19 protein-coding genes and 1 pseudogene are annotated in these 20,313 nt (G+C 30.0%); 15 read left to right on the forward strand and 5 right to left on the reverse strand.

Translation table 11 applies throughout. The features are described from left to right. The first annotated feature begins 31 nt into the window (after positions 1–31). The 3 genes from HMPREF2953_RS07620 (at position 32) to HMPREF2953_RS07630 (ending at position 3,584) form a co-directional block, all read left to right on the forward strand. Complete coding sequence (locus HMPREF2953_RS07620) at positions 32–985, forward strand: ornithine cyclodeaminase family protein (RefSeq protein WP_070672687.1); 954 nt, start codon at positions 32–34, stop codon at positions 983–985. Between the two features lie 389 nt (positions 986–1,374). Then, entirely contained in the window at positions 1,375–2,331 is a 957-nt protein-coding gene (locus tag HMPREF2953_RS07625) for an NAD-dependent epimerase/dehydratase family protein (RefSeq protein ID WP_070672690.1), read from the forward strand. Positions 2,332–2,504: 173 nt separating this feature from the next. Next, a complete protein-coding gene (locus tag HMPREF2953_RS07630) occupies positions 2,505–3,584 on the forward strand; it encodes a branched-chain amino acid aminotransferase (RefSeq protein WP_049431103.1) in 1,080 nt (359 codons plus the stop codon). A gap of 86 nt (positions 3,585–3,670) precedes the next feature. Here the strand turns inward: HMPREF2953_RS07630 and HMPREF2953_RS11660 are convergent. After that, positions 3,671–4,111 (reverse strand): annotated as a pseudogene (locus tag HMPREF2953_RS11660) (tyrosine-type recombinase/integrase); the annotation flags it as partial. Positions 4,112–4,141: 30 nt separating this feature from the next. Here HMPREF2953_RS11660 and HMPREF2953_RS11665 point away from each other — a divergent pair. From HMPREF2953_RS11665 to HMPREF2953_RS07650, 3 genes are all read left to right on the forward strand, one after another. Next, complete coding sequence (locus HMPREF2953_RS11665; protein ID WP_070672693.1) at positions 4,142–4,339, forward strand: hypothetical protein; 198 nt, start codon at positions 4,142–4,144, stop codon at positions 4,337–4,339. Positions 4,340–4,679: 340 nt separating this feature from the next. Beyond that, the gene (locus HMPREF2953_RS07645; protein WP_070672696.1) at positions 4,680–4,865 is read left to right on the forward strand and encodes a hypothetical protein; all 186 of its coding nucleotides are present in this window, start codon (positions 4,680–4,682) and stop codon (positions 4,863–4,865) included. Positions 4,866–5,060: 195 nt separating this feature from the next. Further along, positions 5,061–5,243 (forward strand): hypothetical protein, encoded by a 183-nt coding sequence (locus tag HMPREF2953_RS07650; protein WP_033079969.1) that lies wholly within the window; start codon positions 5,061–5,063, stop codon positions 5,241–5,243. A 580-nt stretch (positions 5,244–5,823) separates the two neighbouring features. Here the strand turns inward: HMPREF2953_RS07650 and HMPREF2953_RS11480 are convergent. Beyond that, positions 5,824–6,000, reverse strand: coding sequence for a hypothetical protein (locus tag HMPREF2953_RS11480; RefSeq protein WP_176746039.1), 177 nt, complete (start codon positions 5,998–6,000; stop codon positions 5,824–5,826). A gap of 176 nt (positions 6,001–6,176) precedes the next feature. Here HMPREF2953_RS11480 and HMPREF2953_RS07655 point away from each other — a divergent pair, with 176 nt between their 5' ends. From HMPREF2953_RS07655 to HMPREF2953_RS07665, 3 genes are all read left to right on the forward strand, one after another. Next, the gene (locus tag HMPREF2953_RS07655; RefSeq protein ID WP_070672699.1) at positions 6,177–6,431 is read left to right on the forward strand and encodes a hypothetical protein; all 255 of its coding nucleotides are present in this window, start codon (positions 6,177–6,179) and stop codon (positions 6,429–6,431) included. A gap of 658 nt (positions 6,432–7,089) precedes the next feature. After that, positions 7,090–7,854: a hypothetical protein gene (locus tag HMPREF2953_RS07660; RefSeq protein ID WP_070672702.1), complete on the forward strand. Its 765-nt coding sequence runs from the start codon at positions 7,090–7,092 to the stop codon at positions 7,852–7,854. Between the two features lie 269 nt (positions 7,855–8,123). Beyond that, positions 8,124–9,239 carry a hypothetical protein gene (locus HMPREF2953_RS07665; RefSeq protein ID WP_070672705.1) on the forward strand — a complete coding sequence of 372 codons (1,116 nt, stop codon included), beginning with the start codon at positions 8,124–8,126 and terminating at the stop codon, positions 9,237–9,239. 1,531 nt (positions 9,240–10,770) lie between these two features. Here HMPREF2953_RS07665 and HMPREF2953_RS07675 read toward each other — a convergent pair. Then, positions 10,771–10,965, reverse strand: a complete 195-nt coding sequence (locus tag HMPREF2953_RS07675) for a hypothetical protein (RefSeq protein ID WP_049336707.1) — start codon at positions 10,963–10,965, stop codon at positions 10,771–10,773. Between the two features lie 693 nt (positions 10,966–11,658). Between HMPREF2953_RS07675 and HMPREF2953_RS07680 the strand changes: the two genes are divergently transcribed. Both HMPREF2953_RS07680 and HMPREF2953_RS07685 read left to right on the forward strand, forming a co-directional pair. Beyond that, positions 11,659–11,889 (forward strand): hypothetical protein, encoded by a 231-nt coding sequence (locus HMPREF2953_RS07680; RefSeq protein WP_070672711.1) that lies wholly within the window; start codon positions 11,659–11,661, stop codon positions 11,887–11,889. Positions 11,890–12,169: 280 nt separating this feature from the next. Further along, positions 12,170–12,871, forward strand: coding sequence for an HAD family hydrolase (locus HMPREF2953_RS07685; RefSeq protein ID WP_070548009.1), 702 nt, complete (start codon positions 12,170–12,172; stop codon positions 12,869–12,871). Positions 12,872–13,013: 142 nt separating this feature from the next. Here HMPREF2953_RS07685 and HMPREF2953_RS07690 read toward each other — a convergent pair whose 3' ends face one another. Further along, positions 13,014–13,676 carry a deoxynucleoside kinase gene (locus HMPREF2953_RS07690; protein WP_002449060.1) on the reverse strand — a complete coding sequence of 221 codons (663 nt, stop codon included), beginning with the start codon at positions 13,674–13,676 and terminating at the stop codon, positions 13,014–13,016. Beyond that, positions 13,669–14,286: a deoxynucleoside kinase gene (locus HMPREF2953_RS07695; RefSeq protein WP_070672714.1), complete on the reverse strand. Its 618-nt coding sequence runs from the start codon at positions 14,284–14,286 to the stop codon at positions 13,669–13,671. Before HMPREF2953_RS07695 ends, HMPREF2953_RS07690 begins: the two co-directional genes overlap by 8 nt. A 63-nt stretch (positions 14,287–14,349) precedes the next feature. On the opposite strand from HMPREF2953_RS07695, the gene tadA reads away from it, so the two are divergent. The 4 genes from tadA to HMPREF2953_RS07715 form a co-directional block, all read left to right on the forward strand. Then, positions 14,350–14,838 (forward strand): tRNA adenosine(34) deaminase TadA, encoded by a 489-nt coding sequence (tadA, locus tag HMPREF2953_RS07700; RefSeq protein ID WP_017175352.1) that lies wholly within the window; start codon positions 14,350–14,352, stop codon positions 14,836–14,838. 117 nt (positions 14,839–14,955) lie between these two features. Beyond that, a complete protein-coding gene (locus HMPREF2953_RS07705; protein WP_070672718.1) occupies positions 14,956–15,822 on the forward strand; it encodes a Cof-type HAD-IIB family hydrolase in 867 nt (288 codons plus the stop codon). A gap of 28 nt (positions 15,823–15,850) precedes the next feature. Next, on the forward strand, positions 15,851–16,417 hold the full coding sequence (locus tag HMPREF2953_RS07710; RefSeq protein WP_002455716.1) for an NADPH-dependent FMN reductase: 567 nt from the start codon (positions 15,851–15,853) through the stop codon (positions 16,415–16,417). Positions 16,418–16,722: 305 nt separating this feature from the next. After that, a partial coding sequence (locus HMPREF2953_RS07715; RefSeq protein ID WP_141754093.1) for an SdrD B-like domain-containing protein occupies positions 16,723–20,313 on the forward strand: 3,591 nt, incomplete at its 3' end.

Genomic DNA, 20,313 nt, shown 5'->3' on the forward strand with positions numbered 1-20,313 from the left:
TAACAATATCCAAACAATGGGGGTCTACGAAATGCTCGTTTTAAATGAACAGGATCAACAAAACTTATTAGATATGAAAGAAGTGATTGAAGAAGTCGGTCACGCGTTACAGGTGTTTTCAGAAGGAAAAACTGAAACGCCATTACGTTATGTATTACCTTTTAATAAAGAAAATAGATACTTAGTGATGCCAGCTTTATCAGATGAATTAAATATTGTCGGTATTAAAACAGTCACTTTCGCACCTAATAATCCTAAACTAGATAAAAAAACAATTACTGGATCAGTCTTGCTGAGCGATTATGAGACAGGAGAAACCCTTGCTGTACTTGATGGTAGTTATTTAACTAAGATTCGTACGGGCGCCATTTCAGGTGTAGCTACAAAATATTTAGCACGTGAAGATGCAAAAACATTGTGTGTGATTGGCGCTGGAGATCAAGCTGAGGGGCTCATTGCAGCAATATTAGCAGTGAGAGATATTGAAATGCTTCATATCTCGAGTCGTACAAGAGCTAAAGCTGAAAAATTGGCTGAATTTGTGAAACAAACGTATCACGTGTCAACAAAAGTCTTCGATGAAGCAGATCAAGCTATGGAAAACGCAGATATTGTTGTGACAGCTACAAATTCAAATAAACCGGTGTATTCTCATTCATTACATCCCGGTGTTCATTTAAATGCAGTAGGTTCATTTAAACCTGAAATGCAAGAACTCCCTTCAGAAACGATGTTGATTGCTAATAAAATAGTTGTTGAATCTACAGAAGCAGCAATGGAAGAAACAGGTGATTTAAAAGTACCATTAGAAGAAGGCATCCTTACTGAGCGATCACTACATAGTGAACTAGGAGATATTGTAAGTGGAAAAATATCTGGACGTGATGATGAAGAAGAAGTGACAGTATTTAAATCAGTAGGTTTAGCTATTGTAGATATAGTGGTGGCACAATACTTTTATAAAAAAGCCCAACAAACTAATTAACCCTATACTGTATAAAACATAGATACCGTATCAGTGATAACGTAGACATGGCTGATGCGGTATTTTTATTGTATAAAGAAAATCAATAAGAGTGATACAAAATATTTCTTCATGTTAGCCTCCTTTTAAAAATAATTTACAAGTTTATAGTAGCATATAGGCGCTGAAATATAAGAAGAAAAAAATAATTTAAGATAATTTTAAAAATAATTAACCAACAAAACGTAAGTTAAATCAAATAAGTAATTTATTAGAAGAATAAAATTATTACTTTAACGTACAATCTAATGATATATGTAAATAGTTTTATAATATAGTAGTGGAACTAAGAATATGGGGAGTTCTAAAAAGCTGCTACTAGGATAGATAAGATAAAGGGAGAAATGAGAATGAAGAGAATTGTAATTACAGGAGCACTAGGACAAATAGGAACTGAATTGGTACTAAAATGTAGACAATTATATGGGAAAAATAATGTATTAGCCACTGATATTAGAAAGCCAGAACCACATTCATTGATTAGTGACAGCCCATTTGAATTACTTGATGCAACAGATCGTGACGCAATGATGGCTGTAGTAGAAGACTTTAGAGCAGATACACTTATGCATATGGCTGCGTTACTTTCTGCAACAGCTGAAAAAAATCCTTTGCAGGCTTGGGATTTAAATATGGGTGGGTTAATGAATGCTTTAGAAACTGCAAGAATGTATGGCTTACGTTTCTTTATGCCAAGTTCAATTGGGGCATTTGGTGCGTCTACACCTAAGAAAAACACACCTCAAAATACGATTCAACAACCGACAACAATGTACGGTATAAATAAAGTTACAGGTGAATTATTATGCCAATATTACTTTAAAAAATTTGGTGTCGACACACGTAGTGTAAGATTTCCAGGGCTCATTTCACATGTCAAAGAGCCAGGTGGAGGTACTACAGATTACGCAGTAGAAATATACTTCGAAGCGGTTAGACATGGTCACTACACGAGCTATATTGCTAAAAATACGTATATGGATATGATGTATATGGACGATGCCGTTGATGCGATTATTCAACTTATGGAAGCGGATAGTAAGACACTTGTAACACGCAATGGTTATAATTTAAGCGCAATGAGTTTTGAACCTGAGATGATTAAGAAAGAAATTCAGAAACATATTCCAGAATTTACATTAGATTATGATGTCGATCCAGTAAGACAAATGATTGCAGATACGTGGCCAGATAATATTGATACCAGTTATTCTCGAAAAGAATGGGGCTTTAATCCAAAGTATCATTTGGCTAAAATGACAGAAACAATGATACGAACGATTAAAGAAAATGAAGAAAAGACATAAGTTCATAATTAAAAAGGTGCTTTGGAATTTGACTCTCTTTTAAAGAGCAAAAAAAGAAAAGGGTTTCATTTTTTATTTTATTTGAATTTTTAGAAAATTTATTGAATAGACTATATGAGATTGCTATAATTTATATTAAATCTTATTCATGAAATATATTAGGAGGCTTCAACATGTCAGAAAAAGTTAAATTTGAACAACGTGACACACTTAAAGAAAAACCAGAAGGAAATCTTGGATTTGGGCAATATTTTACTGACTATATGTTAAGTGTAGATTATGATGAAGAAAAAGGCGGTTGGCAAGAATTAAAAATTGTTCCTTATGCACCGTTTGAAATTTCTCCAGCAGCACAAAGTTTACACTATGGTCAAGCTGTATTTGAAGGTTTAAAAGCATATAAACATAATGGTGAGGTCGTATTATTCCGTCCAGATCAAAACTTCAAACGTATCAATGATTCATTAGCGCGTTTAGAAATGCCTAAAGTAGATGAAGAATTATTATTAGATGGTTTGAAACAACTTGTTGATATCGAACGTGATTGGGTGCCAGAAGGCGAGGGTCAATCTTTATATATTCGTCCATTCGTATTCGCTACAGAAGGCATCTTAGGTGTTCGTGCTTCTAAAAAATACAAATTATTAATTATCTTATCTCCATCAGGCGCTTACTACGGCGGTGATACATTAAAATCAACAAAAATTTATGTTGAAGATGAATATGTACGTGCAGTTCGTGGGGGGGTAGGTTTTGCTAAAGTAGCAGGTAACTATGCAGCAAGTTTATTAGCACAAACCAATGCGAATAACTTAGGATATGATCAAGTATTATGGTTGGACGGTGTTGAACAAAAATATGTTGAAGAAGTAGGTAGTATGAACATTTTCTTCGTTGAAAATGGCAAATTAGTAACACCTGCGTTAAATGGTAGTATTTTACCTGGTATTACACGTAAATCAATTATCGAATTAGCAAAAGAATTAGGCTATGAAGTCGAAGAACGTAAAGTATCTATTGATGAATTATTTGAAGCTTACGATAAAGGTGAATTAACAGAAGTATTTGGTTCTGGTACGGCAGCGGTCATCTCTCCAGTAGGTACATTAAAATATGAAGATAGAGAAATTGTGATTAATCATAATGAACCTGGAGAAATCACTAAAAAATTATATGACACATACACTGGTATCCAAAGTGGTAAATTAGAAGATAAACATGGTTGGAGAGTCATTGTGCCAGAATATAAATAACTTGTAAAAACAAGCTAGAAACGTTATAACTACGCGGTTTCTAGCTTGTTATTTTTTTAATTAATTTAAAATTGAATACGTTATTGTTAAAAGCTAATATAATTAGCAAACTTCTTAGCAACTTTTTCACATTGTTTTTCGATAATATGAGCATAAATATCCATGGTTGTATTAATATCGTTGTGTTCGAGCCGAGTCTATCTTGCACTTCTTGAATAGATAAGCTCGCTTCAAATAATAATGAACAATGAGTATGTCTAAAACCATGAATTTTAATTTTTTTAAAGTTTATATCTTCCCAAGTTAAAGTCATTCCTCCCTCTACGCATACCAGTAAATCCTAAAAGTCGAAACATAGCATTATCCATTAAATCAACTTTAATACGTTCTAGAAATTGTTTTAATTCATCGCTAGAATAATAGGTTAAAGGTTCATTACTTTTATTTCTTATTCTTTTAGACAATTTAGTATATTTAAATAGATTCTCATGTATTATTTTTAACATAACGGCATATTCAAATACATTATAGAACGTATAGAGCAATATCGAAAAGAGATGAAATTTACTCACTTTGAATTATTAAATGATACTAACAGTGAAGCAAACATCATAGGTATGACAAATAAGTATGAGAGATTGTGTAATATAGTCAATGATTTAGATCAATTAATAGATGAAGCGGACAATGAAACTAAAGAGATGATGTTAGATATTAGCTGTGTACGATTGGCTGTTACGATTAGCAAGATATAGCCGACTACTTCGGCACAAGTAAAACAAGTATATTGCGTAGATGTGACGCTATAATCAGACGTTTAAAAATACTTATAGACTATGTGTAAAGATTAATTACGCGTTTTGTATATTAAGTATTAAATAAGAATTTAATTTGTTAGTATCTAGAGTAAAGGTTTGTTTTTCTAATTTTTTAAATTTAACTTTTATTTGCTTTTTAAGAGCCATTAAATAAAAATATATGAAATTCTCTAAATGCTCTAAAAAGTATCTTAAAATTACAAATAAGGGTATTATAAATTTTATTAAATCTTTAAATATTTTGTTAGCATAAAAAATAAGGAGCGTGAAAAAAGATATGCCTAAAAAATCAAAATTAGGAAATTCATTAGCTTTTAATTATTTTTTATTATTTGTAGGTGTATTAACTTTTCTTGGTTATTATTTTTTAGGAGATGTTAACGTTATGATGAGTGGGTTAATGGCAATGTTTCCGATAACTGTTGGAATTACAAACATAGGTAGGATAAAAAATGAAAAGTAGAACACGCATTTATTCCGAAAAAATTTATTGATCGTTGAGAAAAACTTTTAACTAAATTTACAGACGTATAGCGAATAGCATGCACTATCCGAAAAGTTGTTGATTTTGGTTTAATAAAGCTTCAGAGTCTCAAAATTAATAAAGCATTTGGAATAAAGCAATAATCTTTAGTACCCTTTAAAAAAGGAGTAATTTATGTCTGGTTTGAAAATTTTATTAGTAATTTGTATTTCTGTTTTTGTAGGAAATGTCGTATTAATGCTTTTAGAAAATGCTCCTATGAATATTTGGATCATTCGACTTATTGGTGGAGTAGCATGTGCTATTTCAGGTATTTTATTGACTAATTATTTTCAAAAAAAGAAGAGTCAATCGTAGGGTGTTTTGAAACGAGTTAAAAACGATTTTCTTCTTGTCTTGATACTATATAGAAATAATGCAAAGATAAAAAATAATGTAAGTATGACGTGAAAAATTTTTATTTATAAAAAGTAAGCGTTTTCTATTTACGTGTAGAGCCTTTTATAAGATAATAACCGTATCTACTAAAACTTACTACTCAAAATTGAGTATCCTTTAATAAACTGACTGTATCCTTTGGATGCAGTCTTTTTTATTTATAACTTGTCAAAACTTTACATTTCATACAATAACAACCGTACTTAAAAGTCCACTTGTAACCAGTACCTTAAAATAAGGAAGTGGTTTAACCAGTTCAAATATGCCCATAAGTGGACTTATTAACCACTTCTTTTACTCGGCTCAAGTGTGAGCTTAGTAATCAATTCAATAGCTGACGCACTAAGTTAGTGCATTAGAAATCGAAAATATTCGTTCTCTAAAATTAAGATGAATACAGCCGAAATATCGGCTCAATAGAAAATGAGTAGTAAGTTAGAAAAATCTATTTATAAAAAGTCGTTTATAACTTCTCTGCATAGTCAAAATGGCAACGCAGCTATTTATTATCTAAACGACGCCCTATATAACCTAAAATAGCACCAACAACAAATAAAAATACAATATAAAATAAGTTAATTAATTGATTATCTGTATTAAGCATAGGTTGAATATGAAAAGTAGCAATGAGAACGATTATAGCGAATATTACGACTGCAATTAATCTATACTTCATTTTATACACCTCAATGTTTAATAGTATCTATCACTTTATAATAATACATTATCTAATATGATCTCATGGCGCAAATGTGCGCAGTGAATTTCATATTCCAAATCTGGACAGTGAAATTATTAAAATATAAGTAATACAATGATATGCTAATGTAAAGTTAAAAAGGAGTATTAGCAATGGCAAAAGCTTTAATGTTAATCATAACTATTGTTTGTATAGCTTATATTGTGTATAACTTCATTAAAGATAAACCAATCATTAATATTTTCTTTGCTTTAATAATACAATCAACTTTATTATTTCTAATCCGCTTCTTTTGGATAAAGCAATCTTTTAGTAAATCACTTTTATCGTCTTTTGACTTATTTACGATTATAGTTGTAGTTATTTATTTGATATATAAATTAAGTAAGAAAAGAAAAAGAGGATAAATAATTACTGATAGCTGCGTATTCAACTTGAGTACGCAGCAACATAATGATCTAGTAGCGAATTTCATTCCTAAAATATTGGGAATGAGATTGTAAATATTTTACAGATACTGTAAACGTTGTAGACAAATATATAAATAATGAGATAATAGCAAAAGAGGTTTGATGACCTCTAACTTCTTTACGTACATATAGAGTTTTTACTCTATCTCAACTACAATGTGGCTAACCTTAATTGGTGGCCACTTTTTTTGTATAAAAAAACCTCATTAATCAAATGACTAATGAGGCAAAAAGAATACTTAATTATGAAAGTATATTTTAATTTACCTTGCTTCAATATAAATAAACATAATTTACCGTATATTAATGTAATTATTTATAACGGTAGCTGCAAGAATACGGATATCAAAGGGAGTAGGGAAACACGACGCCCTTTATTAGTTGATCTAAATAAGGAGTGAACGAAACGTTCCCCCTTATTCATGAGGTCGTGAAACGCTACCCCATAGATGAGTGAATACAGCAACCGCTTCGATACATAGGTACATTCACAATTTATATTAGTGCACGGGTGCAGTCCTAATTTAGGACTACAAATAAATTATTTGCAATGATATATTAAATAAAAATATATCATTGATTGAAGGAGTTTATAATGACAGGAAAAAAACCAAAAGCTCTTTTTTGGGCAATAGCAATTTTAATTTCATTAGGCGTTATTGCTCTGTTAATTATTGGATTTATTTGTAATTTTGATAATGAGCATAACGATAAATTTGTTGGTCTTTGTACATTATTCACAGGAATATTAGCTATAACAGGTGTTTGTTTTACTATTTTTAATAGTCAAAGGCTTAAAAATAAAGAACTATTAAATGATTTAGACCAAAAATCAGAATGGCGTAAAGAATTAATGAATATTGCTGCTAAGCCAGTAATACGATTAGAAGACGTATATAGAATTTTAGCTTCGCTTAGATTTTTACCTAAAAGAAAAGATGAAATTGAAGGTAATGAAAAGAAAAATATAAAAGAATCTGAGCAAAAAGATTTTGATAAGATTTCAAATTATATATACAAAGAATTACACGAAATACTTGATAAACATTATGGTGGATTATACACCGATATTGTATATAGTAAAAAATTTTTAAATAGAGTTTTAAATATTAAAGACGCTGATATAGTTAGATTATATACTAAGTTCTTACTTAAACATCATTGGGAATATAACCAAAGTGAAAAAGATAAAAAGAAGTTTAAAAAGAAAGAATTAAAAGAATTTAAAAATGTTATGGAAGAAATATATAGATTAAATCAAGAAGATAATATAAAGAATGATTATTATAAAATCGATGATATATATATTGGAGTTTTAAACGATTATACTAAAGAAATAGAAAAAAAAATACAAAGATAAAAAATAAATATTATTTATAGGCTAGCAATGAGCTAGCTTTTTTTATTTGAAATAATAGTTATTTTTAACCAGCTTGTCGATTTAGCAATGTGGTTTAAAATATACCGAGCTATTTATATTAGCACCTAGTACTAAAATAGGTTATAATTAAATCGTGTAGTTGCAGCTAGTATCTTTCTCCGATGCTAGTTGTTTTTTTATCCTCTTTTTTTAACAAGTAATTAAATATATAATATTGTCAACTACACAATGAAAGAGGTAAGAATAATTTGAATAAACGTATAAAATTCTATGTATATAAAATAGATACACCAATTTTAAGGTATAATAAAGCCAAAGATGATTGGCAATATTTACCTACTTATTTTAACTTTAATATCCTTTTGTACAATATAAAAAATGTTTTATTTAAGATTAGAATTGATAGAATTCAGACATATAAAAATAGTAAAACTATAGTTTTAAATAATTTTGATGAAGATTATAGCATAAATCTTGCGTATGGAGAGTTTTTAACAATAGCTCATGGTTATGAAGCTTCTAGTGTTGAAATAAAGAAACTTACTAAAACAAAAGATTTTGAAGAAAATGAGGGTATCTTAAATAAAGTGCATTTTTTTATAGATAAAAGAAATGGGCATATGTACGTTGAACACGATAGGAATAGCGTTTTAACAATGAATAGAATTCGAAGTTATTTTAATAATAATTCAACTAGAAAATTTTATTATAAAGAATTTAATAAATTGAATGAAAATGTCTTTCAATTAGATACTAGAAAATCTTTATTTACAATTAATTTGTTAGAGCCTATAGATTTTATACAACAATTAAAATCTATAAAAAAAATGAAAGATATTACTATACCTTTAAATATAGAAAATTATAAAAGTGAAAAGAAAGGTATTATATCTAAATTAAGAGCAAAAGCGGAAAAAGAAAAAGTTGGTACACATAATGCTAAGATAGTATTAGAAAATTTTGATTTTAGTAAAATGTCTGAAGAACTTTTAAATTTCATTAAATTCTTGAAAGCTAATAATACTTTTGGCGAATTAAAAGTTAAGGGTACTATTGATGAAAATATAACTAGAGTATTTACGCCTGAAACATCAACTAGAGATATAGTTTTCGAAGCAAATAAAAATATAAATGGTTGGGCAAGTAAAGTTGAAGTCTTTACTAAACTAAAAGAAATTATAGACACTGACAACCAATTAAATATAAATTCATTAACCCTTGAGGCTAAAGAAATAAATGTAGTAAATGTTATATACAATCAATTGAATTCTCGATTGACGTTAAAGTGCAATCGAGAAAATACTTCTTATAAAATTACAAAATTAGAAAGAGGTGGAGATTATAAATACTTACGATCCAACTAAAGATGCAGCTGAAGTTAGAAACCAGTCAATATTGACAAAAAGTAAACTAGTTTTATCAATATGGTTCGAAAGGTTTAAAAAAAATTTTAATGAAGATAGACATGAACTATTAATAGCGAACATAATTATATGTTTATTTAGTGTAATCATAAGTCTCATAATTACCTTTCTTTCAAATGATGCTTTTAAAATTGTTAGTACTATAATAGATAGTCTTATAACATATTTTTCAATCACAATTGGTTTTAGTCTTGCTACTCTTACATTTATTATTGAAAATTTGAGAAAGATTAACAAAGAGAATGAAAAAGATGAAAATGATTTATTAAAAAAAATTCTATCACTCATTGTTATTTATATACTTCACGGTGTTTTTATGATTGGAATATTTATATTAGAATTAATTCTAGGTAATATAATTTTCTTTAATGGAATAATGTATTATATTATAAATATAGGCGGTATAACTTTTTATTCAATAATGGTAATATTTAATTTATATATATTTTGTAAAATAGTTATAATTTTGTATTATTTTGCTATACTCATTCTTAAGAAATAATCATTTAACATGCAGGCAAGTTAAATTTCTCATCTTAAACGTCAATCATTGAGTGGCGTTTTTTATTTTGAATACGTTTTGAATACGTTATTTAAAAATATATATTAAATATAAGTAAAGATAACACTAAGTAAACCTAATATAACAATGTTTATAAATAGTCATAGATACATATAAAATATATTTATTGTTGGAGAGTCATTGTTCCGAAATATAAATAACTTGTAAAAACAAGCTAGAAACGTTATAACTACGTGATTTCTAGCTTGTTGTTTTTTATTTTAGAACAACTTTTGGGGGTATAAAAGTGAGTTGGCTTCCTTTTTGTATAAAGAAACCACTCTTAACATAGCTTATGTCGAACTAAGTAAGAGTGGTGATGTAAAATAAATAAGGAGCAAAATATTATAACAAAATATTCTGATAATTAAATTATACTATTTACAAATAAAGATAGACATTTTTTATCATTTTAATAATTAATTAGATTTAAATGTAAAAAATATTATTTTTTATTTCAATAGCATAGATAATTAAATTTTATTATGTAATAATAAGTAATGAGATTACCTAAATGACAACCCTTGACTTAGTGTTTGTCTTCTATTACAAATACCATATACCTAATACCATTATTACTTAGGTAATCTCAGCATTTGAAATTCATTTAAATAATATAGATCTTTAGGGGCATAAAGCCCCTTTTTTTATGCGAAAAAAAGCCTCACTCGTACACGACTAGTAAGACTAAGTTTCAATGAAAGTAATGCTAACTATGATGTTGCTCTATTTGATTACCTTAATCCAATTTTTATCCGTGATTTGGATCATCTTAGAGTAATTAATACGATATATATTTGATTCAAGTATCTTCAAGAGACCAATAATAAAATAAAGTAAATTGAAAAAGTGGAAAGACAACTTTAAATGATGTCTTTCCACTTTGTTGAGAATAGAAAATATAAGGAATTAGATATTTAAATAATGTGAAGAAATAAAATTAATGAGATACCCCATTAATGCTAATATACCAAGTGATACAAATAATGCAGAAAATCCTCTGCTAATTGTTTTATAAGCGAGTCCTTCATTTTGTGCTAAGAAGAAACTTAATATAAATAATCCAATTCCGATTCCGAATAAAATAAAAATAACGATTAACATGAATATATCCTTTCATTTTTAGTAATGATATGATGAATATCATTGTTAAAATTACTCAATAGCATATCACAAAGATATGTTATGGAATTTGATGAATCAGTTCATTCATTTTTTAAGTGAAGATTGTAATCACTGTATTATCTATTAATTAAACCACTTATAGATATAAAAGCAATAAGGCAAATTTTTTATTATTTTTCAATACATCTTTTTCATTTTTTTGGGAACTTGATGAATAATTTGGACTTCTAGGCAACATTTAATATGAAATAATAGGGAAATCAAGACACTTTAGCATGAATCATATCAATTTAGGCAGAAATCCCCTATAAATTAAAATATGTACTAAACTATTAGTTGTAAACATATTTAAGGAGATGAAAACCATGTTAGATATCTTTAGTTTCATTAAAAAAGTATATGATTTAGTAAGTGGTATTCTTGTAAATGGTGAACCGAGAAATTAATTAATTGTTTCCCCCTAATCGAATTGAATATATATTTTCATTAAATACTAGTAAAGCACGCTTTTTATTTAGATATAGTTACTAAATAAAAAGCGTGTTTCTTAATATATAATTTAAATTATAGCGAATTAACATTTAGGTATTAAAAGTAAACAATTAAGGAATTGTACACAATTTTTAATCGTTTATGATAAAGTTGAAACACATTCAATAAGAGGTGATGATAATGACTGAAGCTAAATATTCAAACAATGAAATTGAAACAATGTCTGATTTTCATAAGAAAAAACATCGTGATACATGTTGTATAGCACCTAAAATTAACTATCATGAAGATAAATTTGTATTTTTTCCAGTTTCTGACGATACTGAAACATCAGATATAAAAACATTTATTACAGAATGTAAAAACTGTGGAAAAGTAGAATTTTTTAATATAGCACTTGTAAGATTATAAATATATGATGAAATAGAATGTTGATACGTATCAACTTGTTGTAGACAATAAAAATGAAGTGATGTATGATATTTTTAGAGACTATCCCCTTACACATAGTCTCATTCCCGTTGAGGCATTAATGCCAAAGTTATTCAAAACTAGTTTTATATATTCTTAGTTGAGTCATACCTAGAGAGGTATGGCTTTTTTTATAAACCTATGCTAAGCAGTTCTTTTACTATACTTAAAAGAACAATGTATATTACAATGAAATACAAAATAAGGAGTGTATATATAAATGGAATGGATATTATTTGATAAAGATGGTACATTAATTGAATTTGATCATAGTTGGGAAAAAATTGGCGTACGCCTGGTAAATAGTTTCCTAGAGACATTTCCTGTAGCGAATAAAGAAGCAACGCTTCGCAAACTAGGCGTTGTTAAAGATACGATTAGTCCGGATTCTGTTATGGGTTCAGGATCGTTAGATGAAATTGTTCATGCGTTTAATGACGAATCAGGAAAAGATGTTTCTAAATGGACGCGTGATACAAGTCAAGCATTAGTAGATAGTCGTGAACCAGAAAATAACTGGATAGATGGCGTTTATGATATGATTCAATCATTACGACAAGAAGGCTATAAAATTGGTATTGTGACTAGTGACTCTGAAAAAGGAGTGACACAATTTTTAGAAGAAACACATTCTAAAGATGCGTTTGATTTAGTCATTTCTACTGAAGCGCATGCGGCTGAAAAACCCAATCCTGAAGTTCTTAAGCCACTTTTTGATCATTATGATGTTAAACCGGAAGATGTAGCCATCGTAGGTGACACAAATAATGATATGAAGACTAAAGTGAATGCAAAGTTAGGTTTAGCCATTGGTGTATTAAGTGGTATCGCAAAAAAAGAGGAACTTGTGGATGCTGATTACGTGATTGAAACAGCTGTGAGTGTACCAGAAGTATTAAAAAAGTATACACAAAATAATTAAACAAAAAGAGATTAAAGTATAATGGTTATTTTCTACATTTATAACATATTGGCAGCCAAGGACTGAATTAAACATGGGTTTACACCCATGTTTAATTCTAGTCCTTCTTGCCTAGATGAGACAGTAAAGTCTGTCTCTTTTTTTATCGATGATCGACATTTCGATATGTTTGAATAATATGTGCAATTTTGTCGATAATTGGATCTAAAGAGTCGGGGTTTTCATGAATATCATATTCATTAATATTCACTCTTACTACGGGACAAGCATTAAAATTGTTAATCCAATTTTCATAGCGTTTAAATAACTTTTTCCAATATACCGGATCAGTATTCATTTCCATATCGCGGCCACGTTGATGAATACGATCAATCACTTCATCATAGTCACAATCTAAATAAATTAAAACATCTGGTTTAGGGAAATAGGGTGTCATAACCATTGCTTCAAATAACTCCGAGTAAGTTTTAAAATCTTCTTTACTCATTGTTCCTTGTTCTTCATGCATTTTTGCGAAAATATCAACATCTTCATAAATAGAACGATCTTGTATAAAGCCTCCTCCGTATTCAAACATGCGTTTTTGTTCTTTAAAACGTTCAGCTAAAAAATAAATTTGCAGATGGAAACTCCAACGTTCAAAATCATTATAGAATTTATCTAAGTAGGGGTTATGGTCTACATTTTCAAAGGAAGTTCTGAAATTGAGTTTATCAGCAAGCGCTTGAGTTAATGTAGATTTTCCTACGCCTACAGTTCCAGCAATTGTAATAATCGCATTTTGAGGGATACCGTAATTATTCATATTTTATATCTCCTATCATGGGTTTAATTTGGTTTAAAATCAATTGATAATCTGATTCATTTTGTACAAAATCTAAATCAGAAGTGTCGATTAAAATCACATTAGCACCTTCGTTTTTTAATGTTTCATAAAATGATAAATAATCCTTTTTTAAATTAAGTAAGTAGCTATCTTCAATTTGATGTTCAAAGCTACGGTTACGTTTAGCAATACGACGTTTCAGTACATCTAAATCAGCATCTAAAAAGATGATCATATTAGGTAATTCAAGATCTTCAGTTAAAATATTGAAAATACGATTGAATTTATCAAATTCTGATTTGTTAAGTGTATTGCGGGCAAATATTCTATTTTTATAAATATGGTAATCGCTTACCACACCTTGATTAATTTTTGCAATATCTTGTGCTTGTTTATAACGATTACAAAGGAAGAACATTTCAGTTTGAAAACTCCATTTTGAAATATCATCATAAAAATCAGAAAGAAAGGGGTTTTCATTAATGATTTCATTTTCTTCATAATAATTAAAGGTTTGGCTAATTTTATGAGTAAGAGACGATTTGCCAACGCCAATCGGACCTTCTATTGCAATAAATGGTTTATTCATAATTACATCTCCAAATGTTAAAATAGACATTGAGTATTTTATCATAAGTAAGGGATGACACATATGACAAATGATGAATTTTACATGAAATGTGCAATTGAAGAAGCGAAAAAGGCTCGACAGCTTGGTGAAGTTCCAATCGGAGCAGTGATCGTTAAAGATAACGACATTATTTCACGTGCCCATAATTTAAGAGAAACCCTGCAACAGCCTACTGCTCATGCTGAACACTTAGCAATAGAACGGGCAGCTAAAGTCATAGGAAGTTGGCGTTTAGAAGATTGTACATTATATGTCACATTAGAACCTTGTGTCATGTGTGCTGGAACGGTTGTAATGAGTCGTATACCACGAGTTGTATATGGCGCGATGGATCCTAAAGGAGGATGCAGTGGCAGTTTAATGGATTTACTACAACAGCCACAATTTAATCATCGTGCAATTGTTGAACAGGGTGTGTTAGAAGAAGCGTGTAGCAATTTATTGAGACAATTTTTCCGTGATTTAAGAGCTAAAAAAGTTAAAAGAAACACATCACCGTACAAAAGATGATAAATTTGTTAGAATAGGAACGGTAAAACAAATTTAAATTTTGTAATTGTGTTCACTGAATATGTATGTTCTAAAATATAATAGCTGTAAGTTTAGCTAATGAAATGAGGTAACGGCATGATTAAATTGATTGCAACAGATATGGATGGGACACTGTTAAATGCAGCACATGAAATTTCAGAAGAAAATATTAATGCGATTAAATATGCTCAATCAAAAGGGATTACAGTAGTTATTGCAACGGGTCGTGCGTTTTATGAAGCAAGCACGCCCATGGCTGAAACAGATTTAAAAGTGCCTTATATTTGTTTAAATGGTGCAGAAGTACGTGATGAATCATTCAATATTATGAATACCTCTCATTTAAATCATGAATTAGTAGAACGAATTAAAGCGATTCTTGATCAGGAAGACGTGTACTACCAAGTGTATACGAATAGAGGTATTTATACAGAAGATCCAACACGTGATTTAGATATCTATTTAGATATTGCAAGAAATGCAGGCCAACAAGGCGATGTTGAAAAGATTAAAGCAGGGATTCAAAAACGCATTGATAACGGGACACTCAAAATTGTCGATAATTACAAGGATATTGAAGATATTCCAGGCGAACTGATAATGAAAGTACTGGCGTTTAATCCGGATCTTGAAAAAATTGAACGTATTGGAAAAGAATTATCGGCCATATCAAGTCTTGCTATTTCATCATCATCACGTGGTAATTTAGAAATTACGCATTCAGATGCTCAAAAAGGAATTGCATTAGAAACTATTGCTAATCAACTTCATATTGACTTACAAGATGTCATGGCGTTAGGTGATAATTTAAACGATGTATCCATGCTTGAACGCGTAGGTTATCCTGTTGCGATGGACAATGCGATGCCCGAAGTGAAAGTTATAGCTAAATTGGTTACAGATACCAATGAACATAGTGGTGTAGGTAAAGCAATTATGAAAGTTTTAACTGAAGAGAAATAAAATAATATTGAAGAGGTGTTAGAGCAAAATGAAAGGACTTATCGTAGTAGGAAGTGCACAAGTAGGTTCACATACCAACGCACTAGCTAAATATTTAACAGGACAATTCGATAATCATGATGTCGACGTAGATATTTTTGATTTAGCTGAAAGACCATTAAATCAACTTGATTTTTCAGGAACAACACATTCAACAGAGGAAATTAAAGCCAATACAAAAGAGTTCCAAGATAAAGCGATGGAAGCGGATTTCCTAATTTTTGGTACGCCAAATTATCATGGTTCATATTCAGGCATTTTAAAAAATGCGTTAGATCACATTAATATGGATTATGTCAAAATGAAACCAGTGGGCTTAATTGGTAACAGTGGCGGTATCGTAAGTTCAGAACCACTCTCACATTTACGTGTCATTGTTCGTAGTTTATTAGGTATTGCTGTACCTACACAAATTGCAACACACGATTCGGACTATGCAAAATTAGAAGACGGTACACTGTATTTAAATGACGAAGAATTCCAATTACGCGCAAAACTATTTGTCGATCAAATTGTATCATTTGTCAATAACAGTCCGTACGAACATTTAAAATAAATTATAATAATGTAAAAAAATACATTTATAAAGGAAGAAACGAGTTTAAAGAGCGATAGATATCGCTCTTTTTTTATATTTAAAAGGAAAAATATAAGTAATTATCATTTGCTCAAATTATTGGAAATAAAATAGTTGACTAAGCTTATTATTTGTTAGACTTAATATTTATTTTTTTATTGTAAAAATTTAAAAAAGTATTGTGTTAAAGTGTAATTTGCATTAGTCTATAATTGTATTTACATATAAAAATATATGTAGTTTACTTACAAAGAAATGTTAATTTATTTACCAGGAGGTAAAGTATGAGTAAAAGAAAACAAGGACCAATTAACAAGAAAGTAGATTTCTTACCTAATCGTCTGAACAAGTACTCAATTAGAAAATTCACTGTAGGCACTGCCTCTATCTTAGTTGGTGCATCATTAGTATTTGGCGTAAGCGAAGAAGTGCAAGCAGCAGAAAACACAAATGATTCAACAACTGAAAGTAATGAAAGCACGCAAAAAAGTACAGTTGACACAACAGAAGTAACTACAACACAAGAAGAGAGACCTTCGACAAAAGAAACAACAACATCTGAACAATCAGTGTCAACCGAAGAAGCGAGCACACAAAATAACACAACTCAAGCAACAACAGAACAACCATCAACAGAAGAAAAAGCAACAACAGAACAACCATCAACAGAAGAAACAACAACTAAACCGGCTGATTCAACACAATCAGAATCATCAAGCAATGAAGACAAAGAAAGCAATAAAAATCTAACTGATGATAACAAGACAACAAATGATAGTGTGACAAGTGATACGAAAGCTATCGCTTCAAAAATGAATAAACCTACGGTATCCGATGATAGTTCTGTAACAGATAAAAAAGCTTATACAGATGATATTGTCAGTAATTTAAATGTAGATACGGATAATAAAGAAGCTATTACAAATGCTGTAAGCAATGATATTGATTTAGAAAATGCGTCGCAAGATGAGATTAATAATGCAATTGTAGCAGAAGCGTTAAAAACTGATTTCACAAATCCAGATTATGGTGTAAATACACCGATTGCCTTAGCGTCGACATTAAATACAACAAGTTCAACGTCACCAACACGTAGCTTTAGCCCTTATATGAGTTTAATGACTTACGCAGCAGAAACACCAACTTCTGGAACAAATGTGAATAATAAAATAACAATTACTGATGCTTCTATGACAGTTAAGAAAAGAACTTCACATGCAGATGATTATATTGTTCCTACAAATGAAGAACAATTTAATATTAAAGCAAATTATACATTAGATGATAGTATCACTGAAGGTGATACCTTTACAATTAAATATGGTGACTATATAAGACCAGGTGCATTAGAACTTCCAGCAACGAATACACAATTGCGTAGTAATAAAGGAGAAATAGTAGCTAACGGCGTGTATGATCAATCTACTAATACTACAACATATACATTCACAAACTACGTAGATCAATATCAAAATGTTAAAGGTAGTTTTAGTCTTATTGCTACACCTAAAAGAGAAACTGCAAATGTTGATGGTCAATCTTATCCAATGAGTGTTAAAATTGCTGGACAAGAGATTGATGGAAAACCATATAAAGTTGAATATGGAAACCATAAAAATCAACTTACAAATGCAGCAGTTGCTTATGTAGACAATACAAAAAATGAACATGTAGAAGTAGCATATTTGAACCAAAATAATCTTAATCCTAGACCAGCTCATTATTTCTCAACTGTCAAAAATGGTCAGTTTGGGGAAGTCAAAGTATATAAAGTATTAGATAATAGTGCGTTCGTAGATAGCTTTAATCCAAATTTAAATAGCTCTTCAGTTAAAGAAGTAACAAGCAGTTTTACGCCAGATGTTAATAATGATAAAACTAGAGTTGACATAAAATTTGCTGATAAAATGCATAAGGGACAAAAATATATTGTAGTGCAATCAGTTAAACCTAGTGGTACTGGAAATGTTTATACAGAATATTGGGTAACACGGGATGGTACTACAAATGGTTATGCACAATATAATCATGGATCTAAATCTACCACTGTATCATATTTAAATGGTTCTTCAACAGCATCTGGTGATAATCCTATGTATAGCTTAGGAGATAGAGTTTGGAATGATGTAAACCATAATGGCATTCAAGATGATAACGACCAAGGTATACAAGGTGTATACGTTACACTTAAAGATAGTAATAATAGAGAATTACAACGTGTAACAACAGATGCTACTGGTCACTATCAATTTGACAATTTACAAAATGGAACATATACAGTAGAATTCTCAATCCCTAAAGATAGAAATGGAAAAGATTATACGCTATCTCCAGCTAATAATACAAATGATGATACTGTAGATTCTGATGGCGAATTAGACTCTGCTAGAAATATCGTTACAGCTACAGGAATGATTAATAATTCTGACAATATGACAGTTGACACTGGTTTCTATTTAGAACAACCAACATATAAATTGGGTGACTATGTATGGCAAGATACTAATGATAATGGTATTCAGGATGATGGTGACACAGGTATTAGCGGTGTTACGGTTACATTAACAAACAACGAGACTAATGAAACTACGACTACGACAACAGATGCTACTGGTAAATATGAATTTAATGATTTATCTAACGGTAAATATACCGTTACATTTACTACACCAGAAAATATGGTGGATGCTAAAACAGGAACAACAACTTCGGATAAAGATTCTAATCCTTCTACAAGTACGGTAGTTATTAATAATGCAGATGATATGACTATTGATAAGGGATATGTTCCAACATATAATCTTGGAGATAGAGTATGGGAAGATACAGATAAAAATGGTATTCAAGATGCTGGAGAAAAAGGGTTCGCAAATGTTGGTGTAGAATTAAGGGACTCAAATAATAAAGTTATTGATACAGCGACAACGGATTCTAATGGTAACTACTTATTCACTAATGTAAAAAATGGTACGTATACTGTAGTTTTCCAAACTCCAGACGGCTACACAGCTACACTTGCAAATGTTGGAAATGACGATGCGATTGATTCAAATGGTACTACTACAATAGCTACGATTAATGGTGCTGATAATTTAACTGTTGATAGTGGTTTCTATAAAGATACACCAGTACCAACACCTAATAAATATAATGTTGGGGATCGTGTATGGAATGACGTAAACCGTAATGGTATTCAAGATGATGGTGAATCAGGTATTGGTGGCGTAAACGTTATTCTTAAAAAAGATGGACGAACAATTGGTAACACAGTTACTGATAATCAAGGTAATTATGGATTCTATGACTTAGATGAAGGCGAATATACAATTGAATTTATCGATCCGGACGGTTATACAGAAACAACTAGCAATGCGCCAGGTAGTACAACAGAGAATGACTCTAATGGACCGGTGGTTCGTATTGAACTTCATAATGATGATAATTCCATTGATTATGGTTTATACAAAGATACGCAATCAGGTTATGAAATTACTGTGGAAGATGTAAGTTATAAAAATGTTGTACGTGAAAATAAAGAGTTACCTAAAAACTCTATTCAACTCGTTCAACAAGGTGAAGATGGTCGAGATCGTGTCTTCTACAAAGAACTTGGATATAATCCAGACCTTATAGGTATTGATGATTCAAAATTATTAGAAGAAGACGGTTATTATTGGCAAGAAGTCCGTCGTGATAATCTTTATAGTCCAAAAGATGCTATTATTGAATATAATTTAGATAATAATGAAGGCGTTACAAACATCACATATAATCCTACAACAAATCAATTTAAAGTAGAGTATTCAGATAGAGAACCTGAATATATTGATGGTCCTAACCCTAAAGATGGTAAAGATGGTCAATCAGTAACGACA

Origin of the sequence: Staphylococcus sp. HMSC072E01 (assembly GCF_001814125.1) — a bacterium.
Lineage (GTDB): Bacteria > Bacillota > Bacilli > Staphylococcales > Staphylococcaceae > Staphylococcus > Staphylococcus hominis.